Genomic DNA, 13955 nt, shown 5'->3' with positions numbered 1-13955 from the left:
TTCGTGACGCCGCCACCACCCGCGCGCCGTTAGGCTGGCCGCGGGGGAGGGATGGCTGGACGGGCGACAACCAGGATCCAGGTCAGCGCGCATCGATTCCTGATGCGGCGAATGGAACATGCGCTGGTGCGCGCCGACGCGCGGATGCTCGATGATCCCCTACGTGCACAATCACTTTCGTTGATGGCCGGAGCCGTTCTAACGGTCATAGCGATCGCGGTATGCGCGGTCCTCGCGTTCCTGCAACCCCGAGGTGACGTCGGCAACGCTACGATCGTCATGGTCCGAGAATCTGGCGCCTTGTATGTGCGCATCGGCGACACCATGCACCCCGCGATGAATCTCGCTTCCGCACGGTTGATCACCGGCGCGACGGACAAGCCCGAGCTCGTCAGCGCGTCGGCGCTGGCACGGGCCAGGCGTGGACCTCTCGTCGGCATTCCGGGTGCCCCGGATACGATCGGGGCTCCGCTCGGGACAGCCGAACTGGTCTGGACGGTCTGCGAAGACGACAACGGGATCACCACCGTGCTGGCCGGAACAGCGCCCCCGCCAATGGATTCGGGCGCCAACAGCCTTGTTGCCGCGCGTGGTGAGAGCGCGGCGACAGCGTACCTGCTCTACGACGGACGCAAGGCGCGAGTCGACTTGCGCAACCCGGCCGTTGTTCGCGCGCTGAAGATCGATGGTGTTACACCACAGCAGGTGTCGCGGGCGCTGCTCGACGCAGTGCCGGAGGTACCCGAGATAGCCACCCCCGTCATTGCGCATGTCGGAACGCCGTCGGTGCTGCCGGGGCTTCCGGTCGGCACCGTGGTGCGGTCGACTCGCGCCGATTCCGGGGAGCACTACGTGGTGCTCGGACACGGTGTCCAGCGCGTCGGTGAGGTGGCGGCCGACCTCATCAACTTCGCCTATGCGCACAGACGTGACATCGTCACTGTCGCACCGGGGCTCATCGGAAACGTGCCGATTGTGAACGCGCTCCCCGTGGCCACCTTTCCCGATCGTGGCGGCGTCGCCGAGAGTTCGGCGCTCTGTGTTCGGCCGGACGCTGTGCTCACGTCGGAAACACTGTCCCTGGACAGCGATCTCGTGCAACTGGCGCAGGCCGACGGCGCGGGTCCCGGTGTCGACGGCTTTGTCATGCCTACCGGCCGCAGTGCATTCGTCCGGGCGACAGGCTTGTCCGGTGAGGGCGCCGAAACCGGTGCATTGTATCTCGTCGACGATTCCGGTGTGGTGTTCGGGATACGCGACGAGGAGGCCGCGGGCCGACTCGGTCTGTCGGACCCGGTGCCTGCACCGTGGCCGCTGCTGGCTCGGCTGCCACGCGGTCCCGAGCTCAGCGTCGAAGGCGCATCAGTGGGGAGGGACAGCGTCGGACCGACGCCGTAGCCGATTCGTCGACGCCGCAATCGCAACCAGCGCGGCCGATACCCCAACGCAGACCGCGGCCCCTCGCACAGCGAATCGGGTGGGTCGGTCGTCCGGCGGAGTGGACGCAGGAACCGGCAGAGGCAGCGGCCGGTGCTCGCCGTCCGGGCGACGAGGACCGGCGCTCACCGATGCCGCTGCGTCGACCACCCCGTGTCCGACGACGGGATCCCAACCCGCGGAAGGGCGACGGGCGGTGTCCTCGATGCGCTGCATGACCTGCCGAGCGGTCAGCTCCGGTGACCGTGACCGCACCAGTGCGACGATCCCGCTGACGACGGGAGCGGCGTAACTCGTCCCGGAGATCGGCGTCTCGTCAGCCGTGAGGCTGTTGATCAGACCCTCGCCGTCGGGGTCCAGCGAGACGACGTCCTCGGCCGCCGCTGCGACGTCGACCCACGGCCCGGCGAGACTGTACGCCGAGGGCGTGCCGTCGCGGCCCACCGAACCGACGGTCAGCACGTAGTCGTCATACCAGCCGGGGCTCACGACGGTTTCGACGTCAGACCAGTCCGGATCACCGGCGGATGTCGGGTTCTGCTCGGAGCACTGGCCGACCGAGCCGACGTTTCCCGCGGCGGCCACCACGACTGCGTTCTTGATGTCGACGGCATAGGCCAGCGCGGCCCCCAGCGCGCGGTCGTCCAACCCGTCACCGGTCGACACACATGCGACCGTGGATATGTTGATCACGGTCGCGCCCAGATCCGCGGCCGTGCGCACTGCCATCGCGAGGGTGTCGACATCGCCGAAGCCGCTACCGGACGGGTCGTCCGCAGCACGGAACTTGTTACTGGACTGTCTGATTCCGATGATGGTGGCATCGGGGGCGATGCCGCTGAACCCGCTGTCATCCGGGGATGCGCCGATGATCCCGGCGACAACGGTGCCGTGACCGTCGCAATCCGCGGTGCCGTCCCCGGTTGACACGTAGTCGCCGCCGGGGACGAGGTGGGGGAGCAGGCGGTGCCGCGACACGCCGGTGTCGATGACAGCGACCGTCTGGCCCGCGCCACGCGTCAGCCGCCAGACATCCTGCAAGTCGGGGCCTTTGGAGTCGACAGTGCGATCAGTGGAGGCGAGACACTGACCCTGCTGTTCCGTACGCCGCGAAGGATGCGGTGATTCCGGCTCGGGCAGCATCGACATATCGACCACCGGCGGCGTGACCGCCGCCGCCGTGGGCGCGACCCACAGCGGCACGATCGCGAGCGCCGCCGCGCCCGCCATCCGAGAAGCCTTCGCTGCGGCAGTCGTCATAGTCCGCGAACCAATCCAAAGACGCCGGCCACCCAACATGCCAACGGGACCACCGCCGCGAGTGCGACGTACTCGATGATCTCGACGGCACGTATCACCATGGGGCTCAACGCTGGCGGGGCCAGGCAGGTCAACGTGGCGGCACCCGAGACCGTGGCGAGTGCGCTGATGACAGGGATGTGGTGCGGAGCCGACGCGGCGGCGATGGCGAAACCTGCGGCGGCAGCGAGCATTGCCGCCGCCGCCAGACCGACGCGACGAGCCGGATCAACATGAGTCCGCATCCGCAGGACGAGCACCAGCGCGACGACGGCCGCGAACGCGGTACCCCGTAGCGCAGATCCATCCCCCGCGGCGACCGATGCGGCGCCGAGGGCCGCGGCGGCCGATGACCCCATCACCAGCCCCGTCAACGTTTGATGACAGCTCCCCACGTCAGGCACCGCGGAGTCGACTGGCATACGGTTGAGCATCATCGACAGCCTGGGCGCCCCTCCCAGCAGCGCGAGTGACAGCGTGACCAGCGCCGCGCCGCCCGCCGCGAGCTGCAATCGCCATGTCGCCGCGGCGGCCGCTACCGCGACGATCAGCGCGCTGAGGGTCGCGATTGCCGTCAAATACGGTGTACCGCAGCGGGTTATCCGCGACAGGACAACCGCCGCGGCGAGGACGGCCGCAGACGCGAGCAACAGTCCCGAAGCGGTAGGCCCCGGTGGGACGCTGACAAATCCCACGGCGCCCGCATAGAGGATTGTGACCAGACTCAACGGCACACATATCCGGGGATCGGCGCGAAGCCGCCAAGAGACAGCCGCCCCCGTCGCCGCAGCGACGGCCAAACACGATCCGACAAGGACATCGCCGGTGCCCGCCGACCGTGTCAACATCAACGCGCCGAGTCCACCGAGTAATACGCAGCAGACCGTCGGCAGGATCCGTAGGACTGGGGCGCTGCCTTGAGTGACTCCCGCGGCCACGGCGAGACAGGGATCGCAGCCGACCCATTCCGTGATGGGCGGGTCAATGGCGGTGAGCAGCAAGACTTCACCGTGGCGGACATCGTTGTCGTTCAGGGTCGAACAGTCGTCGAGCGGCAGATCACCGAGTCGCGACAATCTCCAGTCACGACCGTTCGTGCCATGGGGGTGAACGATGTCGACGATCAGCGGCAGGAGCTGGGCAATGTGGATATCGGTCGGCAGCGCCAGATCGACCATTCGATGTATGTCGTCGGCGCAGGCCGCAACCGTGAGCCGGCACAGCGAATCTCGCATCGATCCCCCCTCGATACTGACCGGGTTCACCGTAACGCCGCTCGGGACAACGCAATCGCGGCAACTCCACCGGCTGGGGATGGAACGGAATCGGCGACCGCGGCGTCCATTGTTCGATGGACTTCACCCGCGAGTCGAGGGTGCCGGTGCCGACGGCGGCGCGCGGTGCCATTGCCGTCGATGCGCCGCCACCGATTCCGGCGTCGCCGCCGGCCAACCCGCTGGCCCGCCTGATGCCGATAGCCATGCTCGTCGCGGCCGTCGGGATGATGGCGGTGTACTTCACATCGGGTTCGCAGGCGATGCGCCACCCGATGTACGCGTTCTTTCCCGTGATGATGTTGACATCGGTCCTCGGCACGCTGGTCTACTCGCGAGGTGCCAACCGCACCGCTGACCTCAACACGGAGCGGCGAAAGTATCTCGACTACCTCGACACGCTTGATCAGACGACCGCGAAAGCAGCCGATACCCAACGGGAGTCGTCGCGGTGGAATCACCCTGAGCCGCGCAGGCTGTGGACTCTGGCCGGTGACGCACGGATGTGGGAGCGACGCCCCGATGATCCGGATTTTTGCGCTGTGCGCATCGGCGTCGGCGACCAACAATTGAACACTGAATTCATCGCACCGGAGCTGGGCGCAGAGGACGAAATCGATCCCGTCACGGTGACTGCGATGCGCAGGTTGATCCAAGAGCGGTCGACGGTTGCCAGTGCGCCGTTTGTGGTGCCTCTGAGATCATTCTCAGTGCTCACCGTCTACGGTGACGTGGACGTCGCGAGGGCGTTGGTTCGCGCGATGATCTGCCAGCTGGCGGTATGGCACGGCCCTGACGATCTCACGATATGCGCCGTCGTCGGCGCCGAGACAGGCGTCGAGTGGGACTGGTTGAAATGGCTTCCCCATCATCAGCATTGGCTTGCTGCCGACGAGGCGGGCCCGGCGAGGCTGGCCAATGCAGACTCAGATGCCGACTCACGTCACGTCGTGATGGTCCTGGACGGTGGTGATTCGGCAGGAGTGTGCGTGGGCCCCGACGCCACCATTATCGACATTGGCGCATCGCTGGACGGTTTGGTGCAGGGCCAAGGGCTGCACGTCAGTGCCGACGCCGTTCGCGAGCAGGACAGCGACAAGGTGATCGCTGAGCCCGACCTTCTCACCGTGGTGCAGGCGTCGGTGTGCGCTCGTCGCCTCGCGCCATACCGCGTGACCGAGGCGGACCGCAGGACGACAGAGTCACTCGACTGGCTGAACCTGATGGCGATCGACGGCGTTGATATCGAGAAGCTCTGGGCGACAACCGATGGTCACATCAAGCCGGTGCCCATCGGCGTCGCGCAGGATGGAATCCGGGTAACTCTCGACATCAACGAAGCGGCACACAACGGAATGGGGCCGCACGGGCTGTGCGTCGGCGCCACCGGCTCCGGCAAGTCTGAACTGCTGCGCACCTTGGCGCTCGGGATGATCACGTCGCATCCACCGGATGTCCTCAACCTCATCCTGGTGGACTTCAAGGGGGGCGCAACGTTTCTCGGTTTGGAGCGCGCCAGGCATGTCGGCGCCGTCATCACCAATCTGGCCGCAGAGGCACCCCTTGTGACCCGGATGAACGATGCGCTGACCGGCGAGATGAACAGGCGCCAGCAGCTGCTTCGGGCGGGCGGATGCGCCAACCTCGGTGAGTACCGACGGGCGCGGGCGAAGAATCCGAGTCTGGCGGCTCTGCCCGCGTTGTTCATTCTGGTGGACGAGTTCTCCGAATTGCTCAGCCAGCACCCGGAGTTCGCGGAGCTGTTTGTGGCGATCGGTCGATTGGGTCGATCGCTGGGCATACATCTGTTGCTCGCCAGCCAGCGCCTGGACGAAGGCCGGTTGCGCGGGCTGGAGACACACCTGTCGTATCGGATCTGCCTCAAGACTTTCTCCGCTGCGGAATCTCGTGCGGTTCTGGGTGTTCCCGACGCCTACAACCTGCCGAGCACACCCGGCGCGGCCTATCTGAAATCGGCGGAGGGCGAACTCGTGCGATTCCAGACCGCATACGTCTCCGGTCAGGGCAGGCCGCGGCGCAGCGCGCCCGTACCGAGGAGGCCTACGCGGCCACTGGTGTTCACGGCGTCGCGGGTGGGATCGCTCGTTGAGCAGGTCGCTGGCGACCGCCTGCAACAGCCGGACCGCACCGTGCTGGACACCATGCTGGACCGTCTGGCGGGCCGCGGCCCACGCGCACATCAGGTGTGGCTGCCGCCGCTGACCGAATCGCCGACGCTCGACATGGTGGCGGCGGCGCCCGCCGGGGGGCCTAGTCTCGCGGTCTCGATCGGAGTGGTCGACAACCCGTACGAACAGCGCCGCGACCTGCTCATCGTCGACTTGGACGGCTCGGCAGGCAATGTCGCGATCGTCGGCGCTCCGAGGTCAGGAAAGTCGACGGCGCTGCGCACGATAATGCTGGCCCTGGCCCAACGCCATGCCCCGGCGACTGTCGCGTTCTACTGTCTCGACCTCGGCGGAGGGGTCCTGTCCTCACTGCGGCACCTGCCGCACGTGGGATCGATGGCGGCCCGTCAAGACGCGGAATTGTGCCGCCGCACCGTCGCGATGGCGAGTTCGGTGATAAGGAAGCGGGAGTCGACGTTCCGTCGCCTGGGTATCGACTCGATGGCCGAATATCGCCGCCGCAGAGCCACCGGTGAGACGGTCGACGATCCGTTCGGCGACGTGTTCCTGGTCATCGACGGGTGGGCGACGTTGCGTCAGGAGTTTGACTTCCTCGAGGCGACGATCACTGCGATTGCCGCCCAGGGCCTTTCATTCGGCGTCCACGTCGTCGTGACCGCATCGCGCTGGGCAGAACTGCGGCCCGCGCTGAAGGATCAGATCGCCACGCGCATCGAACTCCGGCTCGGTGACCCCGCTGAATCGGAGATAGACCGTAAACGTGCGCGCGAACTGTCCCTTCGGCCACCCGGACGCGGCATCTCGACTAGCGGCCGGGAGTTCGCCATTGCCCTGCCGCGGTGGGACGGCGAGCCCACGGCGGATGGGCTCGCCGACGTGATCGTCGTCAACGTCCAACGTCTGCGTGACCGATGGGCCCCCGGCACTGCACCTCAGGTCCAGCTGCTGCCGACCAAGATCCACCGTGATGCCCTCGGTGTCAGCGCTGACCACGGATCGCGGGTTCTGATCGGCATCGGCGAACGCGAATTGACGTCCCTACGCGTCGATTTCGCCGAACAGTCCCATCTCTTGGTGCTCGGTGAATCTGGCTGCGGGAAGACCGCGCTGCTGCGGCTCCTGTGCCGCGAGCTGATTCGGACCAACACCGCCGACGAGGCTCAACTCGAGATTGTCGACTTCCGCAGAAGTCTGCTCGGTGTCGTCGAGTCCGACCATCTCAGCGGATACGTGATGTCACCGGCCTCGCTGACGTCGCGAGTGACGGCGCTGGTGCAACGTCTCGAAGCTCGGATGCCCGGCGAAGACGTCACTCAGCAGCAGTTGCGCACCCGCTCTTGGTGGTCGGGGCCCGACGTCTATCTCGTCATCGACGACTACGACCTCGCAGCCGGGTCGACCGGCAATCCGCTGGCTCCGCTGGCCGACTTCCTGCCTCATGCCAAGGATCTCGGGCTGCACGTCGTCGTGGCCCGCCGCTCCGGCGGTGCCGCACGCGCGATGTTCGATCCGGTCCTGGCGGGGATGCGCGAACTGGGCTGCGTGGGGTTGATGATGAGCGCCCGCCCCGACGACGGTGTGCTGCTCGGGACCGTCCGATCATCGCCGCTGCCACCCGGACGGGGAACGCTCATCACCCGAGGCGATGGGGATCAGCTCATCCAGGTTGCCTGGACCGACCCGCCGTGACTGAAGTCGTGGTCGAGATCGGCCCGGGAACGATTCGAGGAGCCAACGATGCCCGCCCTGAATTGATCTCCGTCGCACTCGATTACGTTGATGACGACATCGCCTTGCTCGCCGATCGCCCAGTGACCGTCCAACAGGTATGGGACGACCTCATGAGTGTGGTCGTGGGCTCAGAGGTCGACACCGCTGTCCTGGTCTGCCCCGCTTGGTGGTCGTCGGCCAGACTCCAAAGGGCACGACAGGCCGCATGCAACGCGGCGACCGATGTTGTGGTCCTGGAGCGAATTGCACTGCTGAGACAGGGGATACCGGTCGAAGACTCGGTCGTCGAAATCGCTCCGGATATCGTCGTGGTGACCGCCTTCGGAACGATCACCGCTGTGGTGCCGCGAGGGGAGGAGCCGGTGGCCACCGCGGACGCGGTGGTGACGGCCGTTGGGGTTGCGGCAGGGGTGGTGGTGGACGCTCCGGCGGCGGTCTTCGGCGCCGATGCGCTCGCATCGATGATCATGAGTCGCCTGCGTGCCATAGGCGTACCGGCCAGGATCCTCGACGACGACTGGGTACAGCGCGCGGCCACAGCGCAACCGACGGACGTCGTTGTACAGGGCAACTTTCGGCACCGCAGGCCCTTGGCTGTGTTGTCCGGTTTGCTGCTCACATTGGCCGTGGCCGGCGGTTTCGTGGCGGCGCATGACAGCGGTTCGGGTTCACGTGTCGACAACATGCCGATGACGCTGCTGGTGGAGGGCAGGGTCGGGGTGATGGTGCCTGCGACCTGGACAGCGCGACGCATCACGTCTGGACCCGGATCGGCAAGGGTGCAGGTGGTTTCACCGACAGACGGCGATATCGCTGTGCACATCACACAGTCCCTCGCCCCCTTTCCGTCCACCCTGGCGCAGACCGCGGACTCTCTGCGGACAGCGATGGCCGAGGGCGTCGACGGCGCCTTCGTCGAGTTCAACCCGTCCGATCACCGTGCAGGCAGATCGGCGGTGACATATCGAGAGATTCGACAAGAGCGGCGTATCGAGTGGGCGGTGGTGGTCGACGGCGCCGTTCGCATCGCCATCGGCTGCCAGAGCACGCTCGGCCGCGAACACCTCATTCGCGATGCATGCGATCGCGCGATCCGATCCGCACACGCGGTGCGGTGAATCAGGCGCAAGAACGGTGGAACCGAATGGCACGCCCTTGCGTCGAACCTTCATGACAGCACGCACGGACGGAAGGACATCGATGACCACACCGGCAGGTGGCGCACTCAACACCGACTTCGACCTGATGACTGCAATCGCCGCCAAGACCGACGCGCGAAACGAGGAGATCCGCGCGATGCTGTCGTCCTTCATCGGGCGCATGGGCGGAGTGCCCGCATCGGTGTGGGGAGGCGTGGCAGCTGCCCGCTTCCACGATGTCGTGGACCGATGGAACACCGAATCCGTAAGGCTCCACGGTTCTCTGCAAAGGATCGCCGAAACGATCCGCCTGAATCAGCAGACGCTTCGCGAAGCAGCGGAGAGCCATTCGCATCAGATCAGCGCCGTCGCCAACAACCTCTGAGGAGTCCGCATGGAAAACGTGCTCTCGTACAACTTCGGCGAGATCGAGTACACCGTCCGGCAGGAGATACACACCACGTCGGCGCGACTGAACACGGCGCTGGACGAGCTGCGCGCTCAGATCGCGCCGCTACAGGAGATCTGGACGCGACAGGCCGCCGAGGCGTACCGCATCGAGCAGGCACGCTGGGAGCAGGCCGCGGCGGCGCTGAACGACATCCTGATCAGGTTGGGTAACGCTGTCCGCGACGGCTCCGACGAGGTCGCGGCGATGGACCGGATGGCGGCGAACGCCTGGGGCCGGTAGCCCGCAGACTCTGCGCGGTCCCGTTTGGAGGGGAGCCAGGGGATTCGCCAGGAGAAGGTTTGCGCCACCGTGGTGCGGGAGATGGCCACGGTGGCGCAAACCCAGCTTGAGCTGCGGCTATTCGCAGGCGATGCCGTCGCCGTCGCGGTCGAGGTGCGGCGCGTAGCCGTCCTCGCCCTGCATGATCGGCGCTACACCGGCGTCGCGCGCCGCAGTGCAGTTCTTGTAGTAGGTCTCGGCGTTGGCGACCGAAGCGGCGCCGACAGCGGCCGCCGCGGCAACCAAAGCCCCGGCGATGAGAGTGCGAAACATCTGTTCTCCGTTGTGATCTTGATATTTGGATCGGGCCCTGGCTAACACCGCTCGCCGACGCAGACGAAGCTACGGCGGCTTGGTGGGCGGAGAAATCAGGTGTTTCCCTATGTTTTGACCCGCGCGGGGCCGAGGGGCAGCCGACCCCGGCCGATCAGGCCAGGTCAGCCCCTGCCGAAGGCGTTTTGACCTGCGAGGACGTGCACAGGTAAGCTGCTCCGTTGGCGTGCGGTAACGCCGGGGCCTCGGGTCAACGTCGGTCGCCGAGGGTTCCCCACCGCACACCTGACCGGCCCCCGGGTCGCTCCGGGATCCAACCCGATAGATGAGAGGTAGCGCTGTGCCTACGTACACGCCAAAGGCGGGTGACACCACGCGTTCGTGGTACGTCATCGACGCCACGGACGTGGTGCTCGGCCGGCTCGCCGTCGCAGCAGCGAATCTGCTGCGTGGCAAGCACAAGCCGACATTTACGCCGAATGTCGACGGTGGCGATTTCGTCATTGTCATCAACGCAGACAAGGTCGCCATCAGCGGCGACAAGCTTTCGAAGAAGTTCGCCTACCGCCACTCGGGTTATCCCGGCGGTCTGCGGGCACGTGCGCTCGGTGACGAGATGGCAAAGCACGCCGACCGGGTCGTCGAGCGGGCGATCCTCGGCATGATCCCGCACACCAAGCTCGGCCACCAGATCCAGAAGAAACTGCGGGTCTACGCGGGGCCGGATCATCCGCACACCGCCCAGCAGCCCATTCCGTATGAGATCAAGCAGGTGGCCCAGTGACCGAATCGACCGATACGACCGAAGAAGTGACCGAGGCTCCCGTCGAGGAGACCGCGACCGAGACCGAGACCGCTGCGCCTGAAGCAGCAGCCGTGCGCGAGCCGGTCATCATCGACCGTCCCATCCAGACCGTCGGGCGCCGCAAGGAGGCCGTGGTCCGGGTGCGTCTGGTGCCGGGCACCGGCCAGTTCCATCTGGACGGCCGCTCCCTGGAGGCCTACTTCCCGAACAAGGTGCACCAGCAGCTCATCAAGGCGCCGCTGGTGACGGTCGACAGGGTTGACTCCTTCGACATCTACGCCCACCTCGACGGTGGCGGCCCGTCCGGGCAGGCCGGTGCACTGCGCCTGGCGATCGCCCGCGCGCTGATCCTGGTGCAGCCCGAGGATCGGCCTGCGCTCAAGAAGGCCGGCTTCCTGACCCGCGATCCGCGGGCCATCGAGCGCAAGAAGTATGGCCTCAAGAAGGCCCGTAAGGCGCCTCAGTACAGCAAGCGCTGATCTGTTTCTCATTCCGCCCGGTGTGCATCACGCGCACCGGGCGGAATGCTTAGTGGGGAGAGCAGGTCGCTGCGCATGACATATCCATTCGCCGTGGGCAGCGACGATCTCGACTGGTCCGCAGCAGGTAAATAGGCAATTTGGCCGTTATCGGCGGGTTTGCATACAAGGTCGACCAGTTCACAATTCGGTGCTTTTCGTTTAGAGGCTGGCCCGATCGTGAATCGTGAATACAGCGTCTTCGGAGGTGGCGGTCCTGCATGCGCGGATAGGCCCCACGGGCCACCGGTACGGCAGTCATGCCGTTGGGGACCGGTTGTCGCCTCCTCGACTGAAAAGGAGCAATTGGATGAGGAACGTCATGAAGAACGTCGCAGCCGGCACCGTCCTCGGTGGGTCGCTGCTCTTCACTGCGGGCCTGGGCATCGCGGCTGCGCAGCCCGACAACGCTCCCGCGCCCGACGGCCTGGTCAATGTGACCCTCGGCAGCGCTGGAGTCCTTGAGGACGTGAAGGCCACCGACGCCGCGACGATCGCAGCCGGTGTCTGCGACCTCGAGGTGGATCGAGTGACCCAGCTGGTGGAGTCCACCGACACTGAGGGCACCGAGCAGTCGGTGTGCAACAACAGCCTCGGATCGGTCCTGATCCAGCAGAACGGCCCGGGCCAGTCTGAGAGCGCCCCTGGCCACATCCAGGGCACTCCCGGCCAGCCTGAGAGCACCCCTGGTCAGACGTCCGGGGACGAGGTTCCGACCACGGCGCCCGCAACCCCGCAGCAGCCGTCCGCTGAGCACGGCAGCTAAATGAAGCGACCTCACCGCCCGTATCCGCCCGGATACGGGCGGTGAGTGCTTCTGGTCGCATTTGAGTACCGGTTCGGTGGCGGCACGGCGCGCGGTGTCCGCGGTTGGCTCTTTGGACGCCATTTATGAGAAGTTTGTCGGCATGGGTCGACTGTTCGGCACCGATGGGGTGCGCGGCGTCGCCAACCAGGATCTGACCGCTGAACTGGCCATGGCGCTTGGTTCGGCGGCTGCTCGACGGCTTGGCAGTGTCGGCGGTCATGCGCGCCGGGTGGCCGTGGTCGGCCGCGATCCCAGGGCCAGCGGGGAGATGCTCGAAGCAGCGGTGATCGCCGGTATCACCAGCGAGGGCGTGGACGCGCTGCGGGTCGGGGTGCTGCCGACCCCGGCGGTGGCCTACCTCACCGGCGCATATGACGCTGACTTCGGCGTGATGATCAGCGCGTCGCACAATCCGATGCCGGATAACGGCATCAAGATCTTCGGGCCGGGTGGTCACAAGCTCGACGATGCGGCAGAGGACCGCATCGAGGAGCTCGTTCACGAAGGACCCGGCCGCCGCCCGACCGGTGCGGGCATCGGCCGCGTGGTCGACGGCGAGGACGCCCTGGACCGCTACCTCCGCCACGTCGGCAAGGGCGTGACGACCCGCCTCGACGGAATCACCGTTGTCGTCGACTGTGCCCACGGCGCGGCCTCGTCCGCCGCACCCCGTGCCTATCGCGCAGCGGGCGCCAACGTCATCGTGATCAATGCGGAGCCCAACGGTCTGAACATCAACGAGGCTTGCGGCTCCACGCACATGGAGACGCTGCAGGCCGCAGTCGTAGCCCACGGTGCGGATCTCGGCCTCGCGCACGACGGAGACGCCGACCGCTGCCTGGCGGTCGACGCGAGCGGCCGGACGGTCGACGGCGACGCGATCATGGTGATCCTGGCGCTCGCGATGCAGGAGGCCGGCGAACTGGCGTCCAACACGCTGGTCACGACGGTCATGAGCAACCTCGGTCTACACCTTGCGATGCGCGCGGCCTCCATCGAGGTACGCACCACCGGCGTCGGCGACCGTTATGTACTCGAGGAATTACGCGCGGGCGAGTACTCGTTGGGCGGCGAGCAGTCGGGGCACATCGTCATGCCGGCGTTCGGCACGACGGGAGACGGCATTCTGACCGGTCTGCGCTTGATGTCGCGGATGGCGCAGACGCGTTCGTCGCTGGCCACGCTCGCCGAGCCGATGCAGACGATGCCGCAGGTGCTGATCAACGTCCAGGTGGCGGACAAGGCGACGGTCGCGGAAGCGCCGTCGGTACGTACCGCGGTGGCTGAGGCCGAACGTGCGCTGGGCGACTCGGGTCGAATCCTGTTGCGCCCCTCGGGGACTGAGCAGGTGGTCCGTGTGATGGTGGAGGCCGCCGACGAGGACACCGCTCGCAGGCTCGCCGCACGGGTGGCGGAATCGGTCAGCGAACAACCCTGAAACCGGTGGGAACCGGCGGGACGCGTATAGCGTCCTAGCTCTACATGGGAGAACGAGACGTCGCGCACGTCGACGTCGCCGCACTGCTGCATGTCGCAGACGAATACCAGGCCGCTGCTGACGCCATCGATGCCGTTGTCCGCACCCGGCTTGCCGGGCTGCAGTTCGGTGGCGCGGCGGCTGGCCGGATGCACGTGGCACGCGGTGGAGCGGTACGTGCCGCCATCGACGGTATTGCTGACCAACTCCGGGAGTGGGCGCGGGCATCGGCGGAGATCGCGGCGACGTTGCGTACCACCGCGCACCGTTACGACGAGGCTGATCTTCGCACCAGCCGCCTGGTGGGCTGAGTG

General features: G+C 66.6%; 13 protein-coding genes. 10 read left to right on the top strand and 3 right to left on the bottom strand.

The genetic code is table 11. From position 1 onward, the window contains the following. The first annotated feature begins 51 nt into the window (after positions 1-51). On the top strand, positions 52-1398 hold the full coding sequence (eccB, locus tag H7J93_RS22705) for a type VII secretion protein EccB (protein WP_267308555.1): 1347 nt from the start codon (positions 52-54) through the stop codon (positions 1396-1398). Here eccB and mycP read toward each other — a convergent pair. Together mycP and eccD are read right to left on the bottom strand one after the other, a co-directional pair. Beyond that, the gene (gene mycP / locus H7J93_RS22700; RefSeq protein ID WP_267308554.1) at positions 1363-2697 is read right to left on the bottom strand and encodes a type VII secretion-associated serine protease mycosin; all 1335 of its coding nucleotides are present in this window, start codon (positions 2695-2697) and stop codon (positions 1363-1365) included. The two genes, eccB and mycP, sit on opposite strands and share 36 nt — an antisense overlap. After that, positions 2694-3971 carry a type VII secretion integral membrane protein EccD gene (gene eccD, locus H7J93_RS22695; protein WP_267308553.1) on the bottom strand — a complete coding sequence of 426 codons (1278 nt, stop codon included), beginning with the start codon at positions 3969-3971 and terminating at the stop codon, positions 2694-2696. Before eccD ends, mycP begins: the two co-directional genes overlap by 4 nt. 116 nt (positions 3972-4087) lie before the next feature. On the opposite strand from eccD, the gene eccCa reads away from it, so the two are divergent. The 4 genes from eccCa to H7J93_RS22675 all read left to right on the top strand — a co-directional run bounded on the left by eccCa (position 4088) and on the right by H7J93_RS22675 (position 9721). Next, positions 4088-7849 (top strand): type VII secretion protein EccCa, encoded by a 3762-nt coding sequence (eccCa, locus tag H7J93_RS22690; protein WP_267308552.1) that lies wholly within the window; start codon positions 4088-4090, stop codon positions 7847-7849. Next, the gene (locus tag H7J93_RS29300) at positions 7846-9009 is read left to right on the top strand and encodes a type VII secretion-associated protein (protein ID WP_267308551.1); all 1164 of its coding nucleotides are present in this window, start codon (positions 7846-7848) and stop codon (positions 9007-9009) included. Before eccCa ends, H7J93_RS29300 begins: the two co-directional genes overlap by 4 nt. Positions 9010-9091: 82 nt before the next feature. After that, on the top strand, positions 9092-9415 hold the full coding sequence (locus tag H7J93_RS22680) for a WXG100 family type VII secretion target (RefSeq protein WP_267308550.1): 324 nt from the start codon (positions 9092-9094) through the stop codon (positions 9413-9415). Between the two features lie 9 nt (positions 9416-9424). Next, on the top strand, positions 9425-9721 hold the full coding sequence (locus H7J93_RS22675; protein ID WP_267308549.1) for a WXG100 family type VII secretion target: 297 nt from the start codon (positions 9425-9427) through the stop codon (positions 9719-9721). A 117-nt stretch (positions 9722-9838) separates the two neighbouring features. Here H7J93_RS22675 and H7J93_RS22670 read toward each other — a convergent pair whose 3' ends face one another. Further along, entirely contained in the window at positions 9839-10033 is a 195-nt protein-coding gene (locus tag H7J93_RS22670; protein ID WP_267308548.1) for an excalibur calcium-binding domain-containing protein, read from the bottom strand. Between the two features lie 340 nt (positions 10034-10373). Here H7J93_RS22670 and rplM point away from each other — a divergent pair, with 340 nt between their 5' ends. The 5 genes from rplM to H7J93_RS22645 all read left to right on the top strand — a co-directional run bounded on the left by rplM (position 10374) and on the right by H7J93_RS22645 (position 13952). Continuing rightward, positions 10374-10817: a 50S ribosomal protein L13 gene (gene rplM / locus H7J93_RS22665; RefSeq protein ID WP_267308547.1), complete on the top strand. Its 444-nt coding sequence runs from the start codon at positions 10374-10376 to the stop codon at positions 10815-10817. A gap of 26 nt (positions 10818-10843) precedes the next feature. Next, complete coding sequence (gene rpsI, locus H7J93_RS22660) at positions 10844-11317, top strand: 30S ribosomal protein S9 (protein WP_372508010.1); 474 nt, start codon at positions 10844-10846, stop codon at positions 11315-11317. 349 nt (positions 11318-11666) lie between these two features. Then, positions 11667-12122 carry a hypothetical protein gene (locus H7J93_RS22655; protein WP_267308546.1) on the top strand — a complete coding sequence of 152 codons (456 nt, stop codon included), beginning with the start codon at positions 11667-11669 and terminating at the stop codon, positions 12120-12122. 142 nt (positions 12123-12264) lie between these two features. Then, a complete protein-coding gene (gene glmM / locus H7J93_RS22650) occupies positions 12265-13602 on the top strand; it encodes a phosphoglucosamine mutase (protein WP_267308545.1) in 1338 nt (445 codons plus the stop codon). Positions 13603-13646: 44 nt separating this feature from the next. Next, complete coding sequence (locus H7J93_RS22645; protein ID WP_267308544.1) at positions 13647-13952, top strand: DUF7162 family protein; 306 nt, start codon at positions 13647-13649, stop codon at positions 13950-13952. Positions 13953-13955 lie beyond the last annotated feature (3 nt).

It is taken from the genome of Mycobacterium barrassiae, from assembly GCF_025822765.1.
Taxonomy (GTDB): Bacteria; Actinomycetota; Actinomycetes; order Mycobacteriales; family Mycobacteriaceae; genus Mycobacterium; species Mycobacterium barrassiae.
The sequence above is the reverse complement of the archived record's forward strand: the minus strand, read 5'-3'. Positions and strand labels throughout refer to the sequence as shown.